This is a genomic window from Fluviibacterium sp. S390 (assembly GCF_049800695.1).
Classification (GTDB): Bacteria; Pseudomonadota; Alphaproteobacteria; order Rhodobacterales; family Rhodobacteraceae; genus Meridianimarinicoccus.
Map to the genome: position 1 here is coordinate 109,788 of NZ_JBNAFN010000009.1, position 18,793 is coordinate 128,580.

At 63.2% G+C, this 18,793-nt stretch carries 18 protein-coding genes; 14 read left to right on the forward strand and 4 right to left on the reverse strand.

The window, feature by feature from the left end; genetic code table 11:
- The first annotated feature begins 1 nt into the window (after window position 1).
- The 11 genes from nuoI to ACP15K_RS09660 are packed head-to-tail and all read left to right on the forward strand — an operon-like array spanning window position 2 to window position 10,601.
- Window positions 2-496, forward strand: coding sequence for an NADH-quinone oxidoreductase subunit NuoI (gene nuoI / locus ACP15K_RS09610; RefSeq protein WP_193141762.1), 495 nt, complete (start codon window positions 2-4; stop codon window positions 494-496).
- A gap of 20 nt (window positions 497-516) precedes the next feature.
- A complete protein-coding gene (locus ACP15K_RS09615) occupies window positions 517-1,131 on the forward strand; it encodes an NADH-quinone oxidoreductase subunit J (RefSeq protein WP_193141761.1) in 615 nt (204 codons plus the stop codon).
- Window positions 1,128-1,490: a hypothetical protein gene (locus tag ACP15K_RS09620; protein ID WP_424990387.1), complete on the forward strand. Its 363-nt coding sequence runs from the start codon at window positions 1,128-1,130 to the stop codon at window positions 1,488-1,490. The genes ACP15K_RS09615 and ACP15K_RS09620 overlap by 4 nt, the downstream gene beginning before the upstream one ends.
- A 1-nt stretch (window position 1,491) precedes the next feature.
- Complete coding sequence (gene nuoK, locus ACP15K_RS09625) at window positions 1,492-1,797, forward strand: NADH-quinone oxidoreductase subunit NuoK (RefSeq protein WP_193141760.1); 306 nt, start codon at window positions 1,492-1,494, stop codon at window positions 1,795-1,797.
- A gap of 4 nt (window positions 1,798-1,801) precedes the next feature.
- Window positions 1,802-3,931: an NADH-quinone oxidoreductase subunit L gene (nuoL, locus tag ACP15K_RS09630; protein WP_424990388.1), complete on the forward strand. Its 2,130-nt coding sequence runs from the start codon at window positions 1,802-1,804 to the stop codon at window positions 3,929-3,931.
- Window positions 3,931-5,475 (forward strand): NADH-quinone oxidoreductase subunit M, encoded by a 1,545-nt coding sequence (locus tag ACP15K_RS09635; RefSeq protein ID WP_193141758.1) that lies wholly within the window; start codon window positions 3,931-3,933, stop codon window positions 5,473-5,475. The genes nuoL and ACP15K_RS09635 overlap by 1 nt, the downstream gene beginning before the upstream one ends.
- Window positions 5,476-5,484: 9 nt before the next feature.
- Window positions 5,485-6,924 carry an NADH-quinone oxidoreductase subunit NuoN gene (gene nuoN, locus ACP15K_RS09640; protein ID WP_193141757.1) on the forward strand — a complete coding sequence of 480 codons (1,440 nt, stop codon included), beginning with the start codon at window positions 5,485-5,487 and terminating at the stop codon, window positions 6,922-6,924.
- A gap of 1 nt (window position 6,925) precedes the next feature.
- Window positions 6,926-7,675: a biotin--[acetyl-CoA-carboxylase] ligase gene (locus tag ACP15K_RS09645; RefSeq protein WP_193141756.1), complete on the forward strand. Its 750-nt coding sequence runs from the start codon at window positions 6,926-6,928 to the stop codon at window positions 7,673-7,675.
- Between the two features lie 19 nt (window positions 7,676-7,694).
- Window positions 7,695-8,474 carry a type III pantothenate kinase gene (locus tag ACP15K_RS09650; protein ID WP_424990389.1) on the forward strand — a complete coding sequence of 260 codons (780 nt, stop codon included), beginning with the start codon at window positions 7,695-7,697 and terminating at the stop codon, window positions 8,472-8,474.
- Window positions 8,471-10,141, forward strand: coding sequence for a ribonuclease J (locus ACP15K_RS09655; RefSeq protein WP_424990390.1), 1,671 nt, complete (start codon window positions 8,471-8,473; stop codon window positions 10,139-10,141). The genes ACP15K_RS09650 and ACP15K_RS09655 overlap by 4 nt, the downstream gene beginning before the upstream one ends.
- A gap of 46 nt (window positions 10,142-10,187) precedes the next feature.
- Window positions 10,188-10,601 carry a VOC family protein gene (locus ACP15K_RS09660; RefSeq protein WP_193141753.1) on the forward strand — a complete coding sequence of 138 codons (414 nt, stop codon included), beginning with the start codon at window positions 10,188-10,190 and terminating at the stop codon, window positions 10,599-10,601.
- Between the two features lie 111 nt (window positions 10,602-10,712).
- On the opposite strand, the gene ACP15K_RS09665 is transcribed toward ACP15K_RS09660, so the two are convergent.
- The gene (locus ACP15K_RS09665; protein WP_193141752.1) at window positions 10,713-12,116 is read right to left on the reverse strand and encodes a DEAD/DEAH box helicase; all 1,404 of its coding nucleotides are present in this window, start codon (window positions 12,114-12,116) and stop codon (window positions 10,713-10,715) included.
- 328 nt (window positions 12,117-12,444) lie between these two features.
- Here ACP15K_RS09665 and ACP15K_RS09670 point away from each other — a divergent pair, with 328 nt between their 5' ends.
- Complete coding sequence (locus ACP15K_RS09670) at window positions 12,445-13,509, forward strand: rhamnan synthesis F family protein (RefSeq protein WP_424990391.1); 1,065 nt, start codon at window positions 12,445-12,447, stop codon at window positions 13,507-13,509.
- 15 nt (window positions 13,510-13,524) lie between these two features.
- Here the strand turns inward: ACP15K_RS09670 and ACP15K_RS09675 are convergent, their stop codons facing one another.
- Window positions 13,525-15,132: a peptide chain release factor 3 gene (locus tag ACP15K_RS09675; protein WP_424990392.1), complete on the reverse strand. Its 1,608-nt coding sequence runs from the start codon at window positions 15,130-15,132 to the stop codon at window positions 13,525-13,527.
- Window positions 15,133-15,433: 301 nt separating this feature from the next.
- Between ACP15K_RS09675 and ACP15K_RS09680 the strand changes: the two genes are divergently transcribed.
- Together ACP15K_RS09680 and ACP15K_RS09685 are read left to right on the forward strand one after the other, a co-directional pair.
- Window positions 15,434-16,057 (forward strand): AAA family ATPase, encoded by a 624-nt coding sequence (locus ACP15K_RS09680; protein ID WP_424990393.1) that lies wholly within the window; start codon window positions 15,434-15,436, stop codon window positions 16,055-16,057.
- Window positions 16,058-16,161: 104 nt separating this feature from the next.
- Complete coding sequence (locus ACP15K_RS09685; protein WP_193141919.1) at window positions 16,162-16,527, forward strand: nuclear transport factor 2 family protein; 366 nt, start codon at window positions 16,162-16,164, stop codon at window positions 16,525-16,527.
- 50 nt (window positions 16,528-16,577) lie between these two features.
- Here the strand turns inward: ACP15K_RS09685 and ACP15K_RS09690 are convergent, their stop codons facing one another.
- Entirely contained in the window at window positions 16,578-17,687 is a 1,110-nt protein-coding gene (locus tag ACP15K_RS09690; RefSeq protein WP_193141748.1) for a glycosyl transferase, read from the reverse strand.
- The gene (locus ACP15K_RS09695) at window positions 17,684-18,691 is read right to left on the reverse strand and encodes a hypothetical protein (protein WP_193141747.1); all 1,008 of its coding nucleotides are present in this window, start codon (window positions 18,689-18,691) and stop codon (window positions 17,684-17,686) included. The genes ACP15K_RS09690 and ACP15K_RS09695 overlap by 4 nt, the downstream gene beginning before the upstream one ends.
- Window positions 18,692-18,793: the final 102 nt, after the last annotated feature.

Genomic DNA, 18,793 nt, shown 5'->3' on the forward strand with positions numbered 1-18,793 from the left:
GATGTCGTCAATCGACTGGACCCGCGCCGGCAAGTATTTCCTGCTCAAGGATTTCCTTGTGGGCATGAAGCTGGGGCTGAAGTACTTCTTCGCGCCCAAGGCCACCCTGAACTATCCGCATGAAAAAGGCCCGCTCAGCCCGCGGTTTCGCGGCGAGCACGCGCTGCGCCGCTATCCCAACGGGGAAGAGCGTTGCATCGCCTGCAAGCTGTGCGAGGCGATCTGCCCGGCGCAGGCCATCACCATCGATGCCGAACCACGCGAGGACGGCTCGCGCCGGACCACGCGTTATGACATCGACATGACCAAATGCATCTACTGCGGCTTCTGCCAGGAAGCCTGTCCGGTGGATGCCATCGTTGAAGGCCCGAACTTCGAGTTCGCCACTGAAACCCGCGAAGAGCTGTACTACGACAAGGACAAGCTGCTCGCCAACGGCGAACGCTGGGAGGCCGAGATTGCACGCAATCTCGAACTCGACGCGCCCTATCGCTGAGCCGAAGGAAGGATCCGACCATGACCGTCGCTGATATCGCATTCTACGGCTTCGCCCTGTCCGTCATCACCGGCGGGCTGTTCACCGTCATTTCGAAAAACCCGGTGCATTCGGTGCTGTGGCTGATCCTGGCGTTTCTCAGCGCGGCGGGGCTGTTCGTCCTGCTGGGCGCGGAATTCGTCGCCATGCTGCTGATCATCGTCTACGTCGGCGCGGTGGCCGTGCTGTTCCTGTTCGTGGTGATGATGCTGGACGTGGACTTCGCCGAGCTGAAGGCCGAGATGGCGAAATACATGCCGCTGGCGTTGCTGATCGGGGTGGTGATCCTGATGCAACTGGCGCTGGCCTTCGGGGTCTGGGAAACGGCAGATAATGCCGAAGCTCTGCGCGCCAACGTCGCCCCGGCGATCGAGGACATGCACAACACCGAAGCCCTGGGCCTGCTGATCTATGACAAGTATTTCCTGCTGTTCCAACTGGCGGGCCTGATCCTGCTGGTCGCCATGGTCGGCGCCATCATGCTGACCCTGCGCCATCGCCCGAACATCAAGCGTCAGGACGTTCTGGCCCAGATGTACCGCGACCCGGCCAAGGCGCTGGAGCTGAAGGACATGAAACCGGGGCAGGGGCTATGACAAACCAAGAAAAAATTCTTGGGGGCGGCTGGCACGATGCCGGAGAAATCGTTGTAGCTAGCGATGCCAACGCCAAGCGATCCCAAAGTTGGGTTAAACGCTCTGAGTCAGGAACCGTGTTGTTGTTGACCACTCGGAATGGCCCGAGCGGACAAGTCTTAACAGTCAGGGAAGTGAGAGAAAATCCGCTTGGCTGGAAGTATCTTGGAGAGGGCGAAAGCTTCGAGGAACTAAGTTCATCGCTTTTGACCGGCAATCCAATGATGAAGTTCTCCGACACCATCGAAGACTCAATAGCAGATGTGTGTACCAAACATGCAATTGCCAGCATTCGAGAAGTCGAGGGCAAGGGGAAATAAGATGATCGGACTTGAACATTACCTGACGGTGGCGGCAACGCTGTTTGTCATCGGCATCTTCGGGCTCTTCCTGAACCGGAAGAACGTCATCATCATCCTGATGTCGGTGGAACTGATGCTGCTGGCCGTGAACATCAACCTCGTGGCCTTTTCCAGCTATCTGGGCGACCTGACCGGACAGATCTTCACGCTGTTCGTTCTGACCGTGGCCGCGGCCGAGGCCGCCATCGGCCTTGCCATCCTGGTCTGCTTCTTCCGAAACCGCGGCACCATCGCCGTGGAAGACGTCAACAATATGAAAGGCTGAGCAGATGGAACAGGTCATCGTCTTCCTTCCCCTGCTCGGGGCACTCATTTCCGGCTTCGGCTGGCGCATCGTGGGCGAAAAGAACGCCATGCGCATCGCCACCGGCCTGCTGATCTATGCTTGCTTCTCGTCCTGGGCTGCCTTCCTGGCGCCCACCGGCATGACCAAGCACATCGAGGTGCTGCGCTGGATTTCTTCCGGCACGCTCGACACTTACTGGGGGCTGCGGGTCGACCGGCTGACCACCATCATGCTGATCGTGGTGACCAGCGTCTCGACGCTCGTCCATGTCTACAGCTTCGGCTACATGGATCACGATCCGCAGTGGAAAGAGGGCGAGGTCTACAAGCCGCGCTTCTTCGCCTACCTGTCGTTCTTCACCTTCGCCATGCTGATGCTGGTGACCAGCGACAACCTGGTCCAGATGTTCTTCGGCTGGGAAGGGGTGGGCGTCGCCTCGTACCTGCTGATCGGCTTCTATTACCGCAAGCCCTCGGCCAATGCCGCCGCAATCAAGGCTTTCGTGGTCAACCGCGTGGGCGACTTCGGCTTTGCCCTGGGCATCTTCGCGCTGTTCTTCCTGACTGACAGCGTACAGCTTGACGTGATCTTCGCCGCGGCCCCGGAACTGGCGCAGACCCAGATCAGCTTCCTGTGGCGCGACTGGAACGCCGCCGAACTGACCGCCTTCCTGCTGTTCATCGGCGCAATGGGCAAATCGGCACAACTGTTCCTGCACACCTGGCTGCCCGACGCGATGGAAGGCCCGACCCCGGTGTCGGCCCTGATCCACGCGGCCACCATGGTGACGGCAGGGGTGTTCCTGGTCTGCCGCATGTCGCCGCTGATGGAATTCGCCCCGGCGACGCTCAGCTTCATCACCTTCATCGGGGCTTCGACCGCCTTCTTCGCGGCGACCATCGGCCTGGTGCAGAACGACATCAAGCGCGTGATCGCCTATTCGACCTGTTCGCAGCTGGGCTACATGTTCGTCGCCGCAGGCGTCGGGGCCTATTCGGCAGCCATGTTCCACCTGTTCACCCATGCGTTCTTCAAGGCGATGCTGTTCCTTGGCGCGGGCTCGGTCATCCACGCGATGCATCACGAGCAGGACATGCGCAACTACGGCGCATTGCGCAAGAAGATCCCCTATACCTTCTGGGCAATGATGATCGGCACGCTGGCCATCACCGGCGTCGGCATTCCGCTGACTTACATCGGGTTCGCCGGCTTCCTGTCGAAGGATGCAATCATCGAAAGCGCCTGGGCCGGGACCAACCCGATGGCGGGATACGCCTTCTGGATGTTGGTGGCCGCCGCTGCGATGACCAGCTTCTATTCCTGGCGTCTGATCTTCATGACCTTCTTTGGCGAAGCGCGCGGCGACAGCCACACCCATGCGCACGCCCATGAAAGCCCCAAGGTCATGACCGTGCCGCTGGGCATCCTGGCCATCGGCGCGATCTTCGCCGGCATGGTCTGGTACAAGCCCTTCTTCGGCGATCATCACGCGGTGGAATCCTGGTTCGGCATTCCCCACGCCGAGACGGTGGTTGCCGCCGACCATGGCGCTGCGCCGGTAGAAGCTGCCGGGACGACCGACGGCCATGCGCCTGCCGCTGACAGCCATGGGGCCGATGCTGCACAAGATGCCGTGGTCGCCACATCGGCCGCTCCCCTGCAATATGGTGCCATCTACATGGGCCCCGACAACCACGTGATCGACGACGCCCACCACGCCCCGACCTGGGTCAAGGTATCGCCCTTCATCGCCATGTTGCTGGGCTTCGCGCTGAGCTGGCTGATGTACATCCGCCGGACCGATCTGCCGGCCAAGCTGGCTGCCACCAACTGGCCGCTGTACAACTTCCTGCTGAACAAGTGGTACTTCGACGAGATCTACAACTTCGTCTTCATCCGTCCGACCTTTGCCATTGGCCGTTTCCTGTGGAAGCGCGGGGACGGGGCCACCATCGACGGCGGCATCAACGGGTTGGCCATGGGGATCATCCCCTTCTTCACCCGCCTCGCGGGACGTGCCCAGACCGGCTATTTGTTCACTTATGCCTTTGCCATGGTGCTGGGCGTAGCGGTGCTGATTACGCTTATGAGCCTCACCGGGGGGGCTGAGTAATGGATAACCTGCTTTCGATTGTCACCTTCCTTCCGGCGGTTGCGGCGCTCATCCTTGCGGTGTTCCTGCGCGGCGATGATCCGGATGCGCAGCGCAACGCCAAATGGGTGGCGCTGGCGGCAACCGGGCTGACCTTCCTGCTCTCGCTGTTCCTGCTCAGCGGCTTCAACCCCGCCGATCCCGGCTTCCAGTTCGTCGAAGAGCACGACTGGATCCTCGGCATGAAGTACAAGATGGGCGTGGACGGCATTTCGGTGCTGTTCGTGCTGCTGACCACCTTCCTGATGCCGCTGACCATCGGTGCCTGCTGGACGGTGGAAAAGCGCGTCAAGGAATACATGATCGCCTTCCTGGTGCTTGAAACCCTGATGCTGGGCGTGTTCTGCGCGTTGGACCTGGTGCTGTTCTACCTGTTCTTCGAAGCAGGGCTGATCCCGATGTTCCTGATCATCGGCATCTGGGGCGGTGCCAACCGGATCTACGCCAGCTTCAAGTTCTTCCTCTACACCTTCCTCGGCTCGGTGCTGATGCTGGTCGCCATGATCGCCATGGCGCTGGACGCGGGCACCACCGACATTCCCAGCCTGCTGAACCACCAGTTCGGCTCGGAAAGTTTCAACCTGCTGGGCATCCATGTGATGGGCGGCATGCAGACGCTTCTGTGGCTGGCGTTCTTCGCCTCCTTCGCGGTGAAGATGCCCATGTGGCCGGTGCACACCTGGTTGCCGGACGCCCACGTTCAGGCGCCCACCGCTGGCTCGGTGGTGCTGGCGGCGATCCTGCTGAAGATGGGCGGCTACGGCTTCCTGCGGTTCTCGCTGCCGATGTTCCCGGTGGCCTCGGACATCATGGCGCCGCTGGTTCTGTGGATGTCGGCCATTGCCATCGTCTACACCTCTCTGGTGGCGCTGGTGCAGGAGGACATGAAGAAACTGATCGCCTATTCCTCGGTCGCCCACATGGGTTACGTGACCGCGGGCATCTTCGCGGCCAACCAGCAGGGCATCGACGGCGCAATTTTCCAGATGATCAGCCACGGCTTCATCTCGGGGGCGTTGTTCCTGTGTGTCGGGGTGATCTATGACCGGATGCACACCCGCGAGATCAGCGCCTATGGCGGTCTGGTGAACCGGATGCCGGCCTATGCGCTGATCTTCATGCTGTTCACCATGGCCAACGTCGGCCTGCCGGGCACCAGTGGGTTCGTGGGCGAATTCCTGACGCTGGTCGGCATCTTCCAGGCCAACACCTGGGTGGCCGTCGTGGCGACCTCGGGCGTGATCCTGTCGGCGGGCTATGCCCTGTGGCTGTACCGCCGGGTCGTCTTTGGCGAGCTGATCAAGGAAAGCCTGAAGTCCATCACCGACATGGATCGCCGCGAGCGGGTGATCTTCGCCCCGCTGGTCGCCATGACCCTGCTGCTGGGCGTCTATCCCAGCCTCGTGACCGACATCATCGGCCCATCGGTCGAGAACCTCGTGTCGAACTATCAGACAGCCGTCCTGGAGCGCGTCGACGCCACCCAGGTCGCCACGCATCACTGAGGACGCATCATGATCGGTTCCGACCTCTCTATCATCCTTCCGGAAATCGTCCTGTCGGTCTATGCCATGGCCGCGCTTCTGGCCGGGGCCTATGGCGGCAAGGACAAGCTGGCGCCGATGCTGGTCTGGCTGACCAGCGGGCTGTTCGTCCTGCTGGCCGTCTGGATCGGCCTGGGTTCCGCAACCACGCAGGAGGCCTTCGGCGGGCTGTTCATCGACGATGCCTTCGCGCGGTTCTCGAAAACCGTGATCCTGCTGGCCGCCGCCGCCGTTCTGGTGATGAGCGAGAAATACATGGCCCGGCGCGACCTGCTGCGCTTTGAATACCCGCTGCTGATCGCCCTGGCGACCGTGGGCATGATGATGATGGTCTCCGCCGGAGACCTCATGTCCCTTTACATGGGGCTGGAGTTGCAGTCGCTGGCGCTTTACGTCGTCGCCTCGCTGCGCCGCGACAGCGTGAAATCCACCGAAGCCGGCCTGAAATATTTCGTGCTGGGCGCGCTGAGCTCGGGCTTGCTGCTGTACGGTGCGTCACTGACCTATGGCTATGCCGGCACCACCGATTTCTCGGGCATCATCCAGACCGCCCACCAGGGCGAGATGTCGCTGGGTCTGCTGTTCGGGCTGGTGTTCCTGATGTCGGGGCTGGCGTTCAAGGTCTCGGCGGCGCCGTTCCACATGTGGACGCCGGATGTCTACGAAGGCTCGCCGACCCCGGTCACAGCCTTCTTCGCCACCGCACCCAAGATGGCGGCCATGGGGCTGTTTGCCCGCGTCGTGCATGATGCCTTCGGCAATGCCACCGGCGACTGGCAGCAGGTGATCGCGCTGCTGTCGGTGGTGTCGATGTTCCTGGGTTCGGTCGCGGCCATCGGCCAGACCAACATCAAGCGCCTGATGGCCTATTCCTCGATCGCACACATGGGCTATGCGCTGATGGGGCTGGCGTCGGGCACGGTCTTCGGCGTGCAGGCGATGCTGATCTACATGGCGATCTATGTGACCATGAACATCGGCACCTTCGCTTTCATCATGTCCATGAGCCGCAACGGCCTGCCGGTGACCGACATCACCTCGCTCAACGACTTCTCGAACCGTGAGCCGCTGAAGGCGCTGGCGATGCTGGTGCTGCTGTTCTCGCTGGCCGGGGTGCCGCCGCTGGTGGGCTTCTTCGGCAAGTACTATGTGCTGATGGCCGCGCTGGAAGGTGGGCTGGGATGGCTGGCCGTGGCCGGTGTCATCGCCTCGGTGATCGGGGCGTTCTACTACCTGCGCATCGTGTACTACATGTACTTCGGCGAGGCGCAGGAGCCGCTGGACAAGAGCAACTCGCCGGTGCTGACCGTGTTCCTTGTCGGTTCTGCCGCCGCCATGGTGCTGGGTGTCATCAACCTGTTCGGTGTTGAAACGCTGGCCGCTTCGGCCGCCGCCGCACTGGTTCAATAGCATGGCCCCATGGCCCGATGGGGTAGGCCGCCGGGTTCTGGCAGAGGTGGACAGCACCAACGCCGAGGCCGCGCGTCTGGCCCCTGAACTTTCCGGTCCGACCTGGATACTCGGCCTGCGGCAAACCGCAGGCCGTGGCCGTCGCGGGCGTGCCTGGCAAAGTGCCGAGGGCAATTTCGCCGCAACGCTTGTGATGCGCGTGCCGGACGGTCCGGCCGCCGCCGCCCAGCGGTCTTTCGTGGCCGCCCTTGCCTTGCAGGACGCGCTGGCCGAGGCCACCCGCCGACCCGAGGCCATCCGCCTGAAATGGCCCAACGATGTGCTGCTGAACGGCGCCAAAGTGGCCGGGATCTTGCTGGAATCCTCGGGGCAGGGCGGCGCGCCGGGCCCGCTGTGCGTGGGCATTGGTGTGAACCTGGCGCAGGAACCGGACGCCGGAACGCTGGAGCCCGACGCCTTGGCGCCGACTTCGGTCCTGTCGGCCACGGGCATCCGCATCAGCCCGGAAGAGTTCCTGGATCTGCTGGCACCGACCTTTGCCACCTGGGAGACGCGGTTGACCACCTATGGGTTCGACCCGCTTCGGCGCGCCTTCCTGGATCATGCGGCCAAGCTGGGCGAGGTCATCACCGCCCGCACCGCGAAGGACAGCCTGACCGGCACCTTTACCGATATCGACGCGACGGGCGCGCTGGTTCTGACCGGTGCCAAGGGCCGGGTGGTCCTGCCCGCCGCCGACATCTTTTTCTGATCCCAGCGCGGAGGGCGCCATGCTTCTGGCCATCGACTGCGGCAATACCAACACCGTGTTCACCCTGTGGAACGGTGAAAGCTTCGTTTCGACCTGGCGGATGGCCACCAACCACACCCGCACGGCGGACGAGTATTTCGTCTGGCTCAGTTCGCTGATGTCCTCGCAGAAGCTGACCGCCAGCGTGTCCGAGGTCATCATCTCGTCCACCGTGCCACGGGTGGTGTTCAACCTGCGGGTGCTGAGTTCGCGCTATTTCGATTGCCGCCCGCTGGTCGTCGGTCGCCCTGACTGCCTGTTGCCGGTCGATGTGCGTGTGGACGCGGGCACCAAGGTCGGCCCCGACCGGCTGGTCAACACCGTGGGCGCGTTCGACCTGCATGGCGGCGACCTGGTGGTGGTCGACTTCGGCACCGCCACCACCTTCGACGTGGTGGACATGGACGGGGCCTATATCGGCGGGGTCATCTCGCCGGGGGTGAACCTCAGCCTGGAAGCCCTGCACCAGGCCGCGGCGGCCCTGCCGCATATCGACGTGACCATGCCGGGACAGGTGATCGGCAAGAATACGGTGGACTGCATGCAGTCAGGTGTGTTCTGGGGGTACATAGGTCTGGTCAAGGAAATCATCGCCCGCATCCGGGCGGAACACGGCCGGCCCATGAAAGTGATCGGCACCGGAGGGCTTGCCCCATTGTTCCAGCAAGGCGACGTGCTATTTGACGAGTTCGACGAGAGTCTCACGATGCATGGGCTCACGGTGATTAGCAATTACAATAGGGAGTTCGCTGGCCAATGAGCGCGGACCGCTTGATCTACCTGCCCCTTGGTGGGGCCGGCGAGATCGGAATGAACTGTTATGTGTATGGTTACGGCCCTAAGGGCAAGGAACGCTTCATCCTTGTCGATCTGGGGGTGACCTTTCCCGACATGGATGGCTCGCCCGGAGTCGATCTGATCTTTCCCGATATCAGTTGGCTGGCCGAACGGGCCAACCGCCTGGACGCCATTTTCATCACCCACGCGCACGAGGATCACGTCGGCGCGGTGGGTCATCTGTGGTCGAAGCTGAAGGCGCCGATCTATTGCCGCCCCTTCACCGCCAATATCGCCAAGCGCAAGATGGAGGAGCAGGGCCAGCCCGAAAACCTGGTCCGCATCGTGCAGCCCTGGCCCGAGACCGTGAAAGCGGGCCCGTTCAGCGTGTCCTTCCTGCCGATGTCGCATTCGATCCCCGAAACCTCGGCGCTGGTGATCGACAGCCCGAAGGGCCGGATCGTGCACACCGGCGACTTCAAGCTCGACAAGACCCCGCTGGTGGGCGAAGCCTTCGATCCCGAGCTTTGGGCCGAAGTGGCCAAGCCCGGCGTGCGTGCGCTGGTCTGCGACAGCACCAACGTGATGAGCCCGCATGCGGGCCGTTCCGAAGCGACGCTGCCCGAGGAAATCACCAAGCTGATCGCCTCGGCACCGGGCATGGTGGTCGCCACGACCTTTGCGTCGAACGTGGCGCGGGTGAAAACCCTGGCCGAGGCCGGACGGGCCGCGGGCCGGTCGGTGGTTCTGCTGGGCCGGGCCATGCGGCGCATGGTGTCGGCGGCACAGGAAACCGGGGTTCTGCACGATTTTCCCAAGACCGTTCTGGTCGAGGAAGCGGGCAACATCCCGCGCGAAGGCCTGATGCTGATCGTCACCGGCAGCCAGGGCGAACGCCGGGCGGCCTCGGCGCAACTGGCGCGGGGCAAATACCTTGGGATGTCGATGAAGGAAGGGGACATGTTCCTGTTCTCGTCGAAGACCATCCCCGGCAACGAACGCGGCGTGCTGCGCATCATCAATGCCTTCAGCGAGAAGGGCGTCGATGTGGTCGACGACAGCACCGGCCAGTACCATGTGTCGGGCCATGCCAACCGTCCCGACCTGAAGGAAATGCACGCGCTGATGAAGCCGCAGTTCCTGATCCCGATGCATGGCGAACACCGGCATCTGCGCGAGCATGTGAAGCTGGGTCTTGAAACCGGGCTGAAAGGCGTCCTAGCGCCCAATGGCACCATGGTGGATCTGGCGGGCAACGAGCCCAAGGTGGTCGAATACGTCGAAACCGGCCGCACCTATCTGGACGGCACCGTGCAGATCGGCGCGCTGGATGGCGTCGTGCGCGACCGGATCCGGCTGGCGCTGAACGGCCATGTGACCGTGACCCTGATCCTCGACGAAAACGACGAGCCGCTGGGCGAACCGTGGTGCGAGATCATGGGCCTGCCGAAACAGGGCCGCTCGGGGACACCGCTGACCGAGGTGCTCGAGCACGATCTGGATCAGGTGATGGGCCGGGCCGATGATTCGATCCTGACCGATGACGACAAGCTGACCGAGGCCCTGCGCCGGGGCGCCCGCAACTCGGCCAATGCCGAGATCGGCCGCAAGCCCGAAGTGACCGTAGTCATCAGCCGCCTGGTCGACTGATCGCAAGCGATTGACCCAAGGCAGGGCAGCGCCTTAGCCTTGGGTCATGTTGCGCCCCACCGCCATTCTGGAAACCGTCCTGTACGTCGATCGGTTGGACCGGGCCGAGACCTTCTATCGAGAGGTCATCGGACTGGACCTGCTGCACACCGATCCGCGGATGCGGGCACTGGATGTGAACGGACGCGGCGTGCTGCTGCTGTTCCAGCGCGGCGCGACCACGCAAGACGTGAATACCCCTTTCGGGACCATCCCGTCCCACGACGGGCAGGGGCCGGCGCATATGGCATTTGCCGTCGGCGCCGAGGATCTTGGTCTTTGGCGGGATCGGCTGGCGGACGCGGGGATCCCGGTCGAAAGCGAGGTCGCCTGGCCGCGCGGCGGGCGCAGTCTCTATTTCCGCGATCCGGACGACCATTGCATCGAACTGGCAACGCCGGGGCTGTGGCAGGGGTACTAAGGCATCGGGCCTTGGCGCTCGGCGGCAGCACGCCCCGAAACGGATCGGGGGCGGCCAACCTGTTCAGATTGACCGCCCCCTGGAATTCTCAGTTAGATGTTTGCGCGCCACTCAGCCGGCGCGGCGTTCCTCGAAGCTCAGCGCGATGAAGCTGGGCATGTGGTCGCCCATACCCACGACCTTGCTGTCTTCGCGGTCGTCGTAGCGATCCTTGCGGTTGCGGCCGCCACGGGTCCGGCGCGGGCGATCTTCGCGCGCAGGCTTTTCCGACTTGGCGGGCTTTTCGCGGGTTTCGGTGGCTTCAACAACGGGCGTTTCGACCACTTCGGCGCGCGGTTCGCGGCGCTTGCGCTTTGGCGGCTCGGGCAGATCCGGGCCGTCGATACGCGGGATATCCTTGGCGATTAGCTTCTCGATGGCGTCGAGATTCTTTTCGTCTACAGGGGCGCAGATCATCATCGCCTTGCCATCGCGTCCGGCCCGACCGGTGCGGCCGATGCGGTGGACATAGTCCTCGGCATGGGAGGGCACGTCGTAGTTAAACACATGGCTCACGGCGGGCACGTCCAGACCACGGGCGGCCACATCCGAGGCCACAAGGAACCGCAGGTTGCCATCGCGGAAACCCTGCAGCGTCGCGGTACGCTGCGACTGATCCAGATCACCATGAATGGCGGCGGCGTCATAGCCGTGCTTCTTCAGCGACTTGGCGACGATATCGACATCGACCTTGCGGTTGCAGAAAACGATGGCGTTGGTGCATTTATCCCCTTCGCCGTCGATCATCGCGCGCAGAAGATCGCGCTTTTCCTTGTGTGCCCGGTCGCGGCGGCTGGGTTTGAACATCAGCACGCCCTGTTCGATGGTCTCGGAGGCGGTGGCCTGACGGGCCACTTCGATGCGTTCCGGGTTCGACAGGAAGGTGTTGGTGATCCGCTCGATCTCGGGCGCCATGGTGGCCGAGAAGAACAGGGTCTGCCGGGTGAAGGGCGTCAGCGAGAAGATGCGTTCGATGTCGGGGATGAACCCCATGTCGAGCATCCGGTCGGCTTCGTCCACCACCATGATCTCGATCCCGGTCAGCAGCAGCTTGCCACGTTCGAAATGATCCAGAAGGCGGCCCGGCGTGGCGATCAGAACGTCAACGCCCTTGTCGATCAGCGTGTCCTGTTCCTTGAACGACACGCCGCCGATCAGCAGCGCCTTGGTCAGCTTCAAGTGGGTCGAATAGGTGTCGAAGTTCTCGGCCACCTGGGCGGCCAGTTCCCGCGTGGGGGCCAGCACAAGGCTGCGCGGCATGCGTGCCCGGGCCCGGCCACGCGCCAGCATCGAGATCATCGGCAGCACGAAGGCCGCAGTCTTGCCGGTGCCGGTCTGGGCGATGCCCAGCACGTCGCGCCGCTCCAACGCGGGCGGAATGGCGCCGGCCTGAATGGGGGTGGGGGTCTCGTATCCGGCCTCGGCGATTGCCTTGAGCACCTTCGGCCCCAGGCTGAGGTCTGTGAATTTCGTCATATGCATCCCAGGGATGGCATCGGGCCACCCGTTTTTTTGTATAGGACGCAATGTTCCGGGCGCCCCAGCAAGCAAGGTTAAAGGCGCCCCGAGGACGCCGTGCCGCGTGGTACCCCAATTCTGGCGAGCGGTCAACTTTATGCGGATTTCAGGGATAGTGTGAGGCTTTCGGGGCTCAGGCCGCCGCACCGGCCCGCCGCGCGCCCCTGCGAAAGCTTGTTCCTTCGCGCTCCGGCCCGTACATCTTTTCCATATTTCATTCCGGGGCATCGTGTAGATGGGTCAAAAAAGCAAGCTCACGCGCGAGGGTCAACGGCTGCAACGTCAGGTGAGCAGTGGTGTCCGGGTCCTGCAAACGGCCCTGATGCGCCCGCTCTGGCCGGTTCTGGCGCGCCGAATGGTGCGCGTGCGTCCCGGCCGTCAGCCCCGCACGGATCGGATCGCACTGGTTCTGATTTATCAGCCCGGTGGCCTGCCGGCGTCGCTGTCCGAAACCTTCGATGCGCTGACACGGCACGGTTATGCGCTGTTCTTTGTGGTGAACGGGGCGCTGCCCGAACCCGACCTCGCGGCGTTGCAGGCGCGGGGCATTGCGGTGATGACTCGACCCAACATCGGCTATGACTTCGGCGGCTACCGGGACGGGATCGCCCACCTGCGCGGCAGCGGCCCGCTGCCCGCGCAATTGCTGGTGATGAATGACACGCTGTGGCTGCCGGCCATGGATGGGCCGGACACGCTGGCGGCCTTTGACGCGCTGGACGCACCCTATGCCGCCCTGTGCAACTTCCCCTATCGCCCCGGCCGCGGACGCAATCCGGCGTTGAGCGGGCAGACTTACGCGGCGTCTTTCCTGTTCCGCGTCTCGCGAGAGGTCCTGGACAGCGCCGCCTTCGCCCGCTTCTGGGCCGGTTACCCGCTGAGCGCAGCAAAGGCGCAGGTGTTGGAACGGGGTGAGGTTGGCTTCAGCAAGGCCATGTCCGACGCCGGGTTCCCGCCGCACTGCCTGCTGGATCACAACGCCATCGCAGCCCGAATCCCGGCCCTACCGCGGCCCGAACTAGAGGATTTCCTGCGCCGCCTGCCGGTTCTGAACGCCCGCCTGCGCCCGGCCCATGGCGGGCTGATGCAGCAGCTGGCGGCGGGTACGGCCGATGACAGCGACCTGCGGGCCTTTGCCCGGACGCTGGTGGCGGCGCTGAACCCCTGGGACAGTCACGCCTACTACGGCTTGTTTCGGGGGGATGTGAATTTCATCAAGAAGGCCAACCTGAAGCATCCGGCGAACGCGCGGCGACTTCTGGATATGGCCGCCGCCGATGGGCTGGCCCTGCGCCCCTGTGTCCGGGATGAGCTTGGCGCCATCGCGGCGCGCGCAGAACCGGGCGTCTGACCGCCGCCCCGCCTGTCAGACCATCATTTCCTTGGTCGCGCTGAGGGTCAGCTCGGGATAGTCCCGCTCGATCCGATCGATGTCCCATTGCAACCGGGTCAGATACACGTGGTCTCCGTCGTTGTCGGTGGCCATGTGCCCCTTGTTGGTCGAGATGAACTTGTCGAGCGCCGCCTGCGGCCCCAACACCCAGCGGGCCGAGGTGAACTGCGAGCCTTCGAAACGCACCGGAAGCCCGTATTCCAGCTCGATCCGGCTGGCCAGAACCTCGAATTGCAACGCGCCGACGACGCCGACGATGAAGCCCGAGCCGATCATCGGCTTGAATATCTTGGCGGCCCCTTCCTCGGCGAATTGCATCAGTGCCTTGTCCAGATGCTTGGCCTTCAGCGGGTCCAGCGCCCGCACCGATTGCAGCAATTCCGGCGCAAAGGACGGGATGCCGGTGACACGCAGCGCTTCACCCTCGGTCAGCGTATCGCCGATGCGCAATTGCCCGTGGTTCGGGATGCCGATGATGTCGCCGGCCCAGGCCTCTTCGGCCAGTTCCCGGTCGGACGCCAAAAACATCACCGGGTTCGAGATCGCCATGGGCTTCTTGCTGCGCACATGGGTCAGCTTCATGCCGCGCTTGAAGTGGCCCGAGGCCATGCGCAGGAAGGCCACCCGGTCGCGGTGCTTTGGGTCCATGTTGGCCTGCACCTTGAAGACAAAGCCGGTGACCTTCTTCTCATCGGGCGAGATCTGGCGCGGTTGCGCCGACTGCGGCTGCGGCTCGGGGCCGTAGCTGGCGATCCCGTCCATCAGTTCCTTGACCCCGAACGAGTTGATCGCCGAGCCGAACCAGATCGGCGACATGGTGCCATCCATGATCGCCTGCGGATCGAGGCGCGGCAGCAGTTCGCGCGCCATCTCGACCTCCTCGCGCAACTGCTCCAGCTGACCTGCCGGGATGTGCTGCTCCAGCAGCGGATCGTCCAGCCCGTTGATCTCGATGCTCTCGGCGACCTTGTTGCGGTCGGCGCGATCCATCAGTTCCAGCCGGTCGTTGATCAGGTCGTAACAGCCCAGGAAATCCCGGCCCATGCCGATGGGCCAGCTGGCGGGCGTCACGTCGATGGCCAGGTTTTCCTGGATCTCGTCGACGATATCGAAAGTGTCGCGGCTTTCGCGGTCCATCTTGTTGCAGAAGGTCAGGATCGGCAGGTCGCGCAACCGACAGACCTCGAACAGCTTGCGGGTCTGGCTTTCCACCCCCTTGGCGCCATCGATCACCATGATCGCCGCATCCACAGCCGTCAGGGTGCGATAAGTGTCCTCGGAGAAATCCGAGTGGCCCGGCGTGTCCACCAGGTTGAACCGATAGGTCTTGAAATCAAAGGACATGGCCGAGGCCGAGACCGAAATGCCCCGATCCTGCTCCATCTTCATGAAGTCCGACCGGGTGCGCCGTGCCTCCCCCTTGGCCCGCACCTGGCCGGCCATCTGGATGGCGCCGCCATAAAGCAGGAATTTCTCGGTCAGCGTGGTTTTCCCCGCATCCGGATGCGAGATGATCGCGAAGGTACGGCGCCGCGCCACTTCGGGCGGCAGGTCTGGGGCATTTTGAGATCGGTCCAACATGGGCGCGATATAGCGAGGCTCGCAGGGCGGGGCAATCAGCAGCGGTTGCCAGCGCCATGAAAAACGCTGCCACCGCGCGCAGCAGCCCGAAACCGGTATCCGCCAAACCCCGGTGCATTCATTCAAAGGGGGGAAGGGTGCCACGGCCACCAGATTTCTTCTTGGCAAAAATACTCAAAAAAAAAGCACCACGCAGTGGTGCCTTCCCCAACCGCCTGCGTTGTCGTCCGGATCCCGCGACCCGTTGCACACCTCAACGGCCCGCGTCTACGATCCCACACGGGGCAGGGAGAGCGACCGGATGAAGACGGTGTTGATTGCCAATCGCAAGGGCGGCTGCGGCAAGACGACGGTGGCCATTACCCTGGCCGCGGCGCTGGCCAATGGCGGCGCGCGGGTGGCGCTTGCGGACGCCGATCCGCAGAAATCGGCGACACGATGGCTGAAACGCCGACCGCCCGAGGCCGCCCCGGTCACCCGGCTGAACTGGAGTGCCGCGAAATCGGTTGGAACGGCCCCGAAAAAGACGGACTGGCTGATCGTCGATGCACCCGGTGCGATGCAGGGGGACGGGGCGCAGGCCCTGGTGGCAGAAGCCCATTTGGTGCTGATCCCGGTGCAGCCGTCGCTGTTTGACGCCGACAGCACCCGGCGGTTTCTCGACAAGCTGGCAGAGGTCAAGCGCATCCGGAAGGGAAAGGTGCGAATCAGCCTCGTGGCGATGCGGTTGCGGCCCAGAACCCGCGCGGCGGTGCGACTGGACGCCTTCTTCCAGACCCTTGGCGTGACCCCGCTGGCCCGCATCGGCGAACGGGCCGCCTATGGTGATCTGGCCGAAGCGGGGTTGAGCATCTTCGACATGCCGCAAGCGGTCTACAAGCCTCTGCAGATGCAATGGCAGCCCATCCTGGAGGCGCTGGAATGACCCGTGCCGGGGCCTTCACACAAACGTGAGTCTAATATCTTGAAATTGTCCCGACGCAACGTCATGCTTGGGAACACATCATGAACATCAGGGAGGGATTGCAGATGGATATGAATGACGTTGCCAGAGAACTTGTGGCCGGCTGCCGCGAAGGCCGCGCGGCTGAAAACCTGGACAAGCTTTACGCTCCCGACGCGGTTTCGGTCGAGGCCATGGACAATGGCAACGGGCGCGAAGCGGTCGGAGTCGAGGCGATCCGTGGCAAGCACGCCTGGTGGACCGAGAATTTCGAGGTCCATGGCGGCTCGGTCAGCGATCCCATGCCGCACGGCGACAACAAGTTCGCGGTGATCTTCGAAATGGATGCCACCATGAAAGCCACCGGAGAGCGCAACGAAATGAAGGAAGTGGCTGTCTACACGGTGACCGACGGCAAGATCTCGCACGAAGAGTTTTACTACGGCAGTTGATCGTCATCCGTCGGGCGGGGCTTTCAGCACGCAGCCCGACGGGGATCCTTTTATAGGCCGAGCTTGCGTTTCAGCCGGCTGAGGGCCGATTTCTTCTTTTTCTTCTTGGCGGGCGCCGGTTCGGTCGGCGCAGTTGCCATCCTTGCGCGCAAGGTTTCCCCGCCTTCGAACGGGTTCGGGAAAGCGGCCCGCAGGTCCGGTGACACCCGATAGGCCGTGCGATGCCGCGGCGGGATTTCCACGCCGTCCGCGTAAAGCCCCAGCCCCCAGGGGGCTGACATTTCGGGCCGCGCCTGATCTGCCGCCAGGCGGTTGGCATAGTCCTCTGACAAGGCATCCAGCACCTCGATCTCGGCGCACCACTGGGCTGATTGCGCGTCATAAAGGCCGCGCACGTAACTGCCCTTCTTCAGAAATCCCGAGAAATGGATGAAATCCAGCGGCTCGCCATCCACCAGCACGGTGCCATCCTCGCCACGGGTCAGCTTGCGCTGGAACGTGTTCCACCGGGCCACGTTGTAGGTCGGCCGCCGCAGCACCCGGACGCTGTCGAAGTAGACCGGCACCAGGTCGATCCATTTCTGATCGGTAAACAGGTGCCGCGATTCATCGATCAGGCAGAAGTTACGCAAACGGTGGCGCCACCAGCGAGCGAACTGGCGGCCCTCTTCGTCGTTGCGCACCCCGAAGAAGCCCAGGTTGAACGCCCCGACCTTGAGAAGGCTCAACTCGAAGAACACCCAGGGGTCCTCTTCATGGGGCAGGCAGGCGTGCGGGGTCAGGGTGATGGAGTTCTCTGACAGGCTTTGCCGGATCTCGGTGCAGGGGGAATGCACTTCGCAGTCAGGATCGAAGAACAGAACGCCATCGCAATCGTCGCGCTCCAGCAGCGCGTGCAGGACGAAGGGCTTCGACGCGGTCGCCATCTCCATGACCGTGTGCTGGAAGATCCATTGTTCCAGATCCGGGATCTGCGGGCGCAGGTCTTCCAGCGTCCAGTATTCGTCGAAGCCTTCCTGGGTCGCGTCAAACCCCTCGGGTGCGGCGTCTGTCAGGCAGAAGACAAGCCGCACGTCGGGCATGTGCCTGCGGACAGACTGCGCCAGGATACGGGCGTTCGGGAAATAGTTCAGGGCGCAGGTTGTAAAGACATAGATCACCGGTTTGTCACCTTCTCGACGAAGTCGCGGTATTTTTTCTTGCGCATGAAGTAGAGGCTGAATGGCGGCCGGGAGATCTTCTCGGCCACCGCCTTGGCGCCTTTCAGAACGCTCAAGTCGCCGATCGGCGATTTGTAGATTTCAGCCAATTGCACGTCCGCCATGCCGGCGCGGGTCTTCAGGCCGGTGGGATCATGCACCAGTGCCGAGGCGATCTCTTCGCGCGGATGCCCTTGCGCGGTGGCCCAATCGGCGTCCTCCAGCTTTTGCCAGATGTCCAGAACCGGGGCGATCAGGGTGCTGTCGCACACCGGCAGAACAGGTTCTTTCTTCGACAGGGCCGTGTGGTCGATGGTCGTGGTCGCCGTATCGGCTCCCAGCGACAGGCCCAGCCGGTCTTCGGCCACCTGAAGCGGGTTGATGCCCGCCAGAATGTGATGATGGCCCAGCACGACGCAATCGTCGGGATATTCGGCCAGAAGATCCAGCAGGTGCAGGTTGTGTTCGATCCACAGCTTCAGCGCCAGGTCGGGATCATGGTAGAACCGCCGCGCGATGTTGTCGGTGTTGTGGCTGCGCGCCATCCACAGGGCAGACCGGCGGTTCAGCGACTGCGAGGTTGCCACCGGGTGCCGGTAGACGACAAGGAATTTCAGGCCGGGAACTTCGGCCCGCCACTGGCGCATGAACCGGCACATGCGGGGATCCTTGACCGCCCAGACCGGCTCCTTGGCGTCGCGCGCCGCGCAATAGTCGCGCGCCCATTGCGCCTCTTCCGGGGTGAAGTCGATCGGGCCGTCGGGAACACGGGCCCAATCCGCATCGTTGCGGGCCAGGATGGCATCGTGAAACCGCACAACGGGCCAGTCTTCAAAATGACCGAAGCGGTTGAATTCATTTGCCCCGATCAGGTCGTCGCCCAGCGACAAGCCGCAATTGGCCAGTTGCTGCGCAACCGAGGAAGTTCCGCTTCGGTGAAATCCGGCGACGATCAGACCTGTCATGAAATATCGGGATGCCTTTGTTGGAACATGGGGCCGTTCTGGCGGGTATCCCGACAAGTTACCCACTTTCCCAAATTGCGTAAACACGATACTCAGCAGAGG

Excerpts from the sequence above, each read along its gene's own strand:
- ACP15K_RS09650 (WP_424990389.1), top strand. The coding sequence starts at position 7,695 with ATGCTTCTGGCCATCGACTGCGGCAATACCAACACCGTGTTCACCCTG.
- ACP15K_RS09695 (WP_193141747.1), bottom strand. The coding sequence starts at position 18,691 with ATGACAGGTCTGATCGTCGCCGGATTTCACCGAAGCGGAACTTCCTCG.
- ACP15K_RS09655 (WP_424990390.1), top strand. The coding sequence starts at position 8,471 with ATGAGCGCGGACCGCTTGATCTACCTGCCCCTTGGTGGGGCCGGCGAG.
- ACP15K_RS09620 (WP_424990387.1), top strand. The coding sequence starts at position 1,128 with ATGACAAACCAAGAAAAAATTCTTGGGGGCGGCTGGCACGATGCCGGA.
- ACP15K_RS09635 (WP_193141758.1), top strand. The coding sequence starts at position 3,931 with ATGGATAACCTGCTTTCGATTGTCACCTTCCTTCCGGCGGTTGCGGCG.
- ACP15K_RS09660 (WP_193141753.1), top strand. The coding sequence starts at position 10,188 with ATGTTGCGCCCCACCGCCATTCTGGAAACCGTCCTGTACGTCGATCGG.
- nuoI (WP_193141762.1), top strand. The coding sequence starts at position 2 with ATGTCGTCAATCGACTGGACCCGCGCCGGCAAGTATTTCCTGCTCAAG.
- ACP15K_RS09615 (WP_193141761.1), top strand. The coding sequence starts at position 517 with ATGACCGTCGCTGATATCGCATTCTACGGCTTCGCCCTGTCCGTCATC.
- ACP15K_RS09665 (WP_193141752.1), bottom strand. The coding sequence starts at position 12,116 with ATGACGAAATTCACAGACCTCAGCCTGGGGCCGAAGGTGCTCAAGGCA.
- ACP15K_RS09685 (WP_193141919.1), top strand. The coding sequence starts at position 16,162 with ATGGATATGAATGACGTTGCCAGAGAACTTGTGGCCGGCTGCCGCGAA.
- nuoL (WP_424990388.1), top strand. The coding sequence starts at position 1,802 with ATGGAACAGGTCATCGTCTTCCTTCCCCTGCTCGGGGCACTCATTTCC.
- ACP15K_RS09680 (WP_424990393.1), top strand. The coding sequence starts at position 15,434 with ATGAAGACGGTGTTGATTGCCAATCGCAAGGGCGGCTGCGGCAAGACG.
- ACP15K_RS09645 (WP_193141756.1), top strand. The coding sequence starts at position 6,926 with ATGGCCCCATGGCCCGATGGGGTAGGCCGCCGGGTTCTGGCAGAGGTG.
- nuoN (WP_193141757.1), top strand. The coding sequence starts at position 5,485 with ATGATCGGTTCCGACCTCTCTATCATCCTTCCGGAAATCGTCCTGTCG.
- ACP15K_RS09675 (WP_424990392.1), bottom strand. The coding sequence starts at position 15,132 with ATGTTGGACCGATCTCAAAATGCCCCAGACCTGCCGCCCGAAGTGGCG.
- nuoK (WP_193141760.1), top strand. The coding sequence starts at position 1,492 with ATGATCGGACTTGAACATTACCTGACGGTGGCGGCAACGCTGTTTGTC.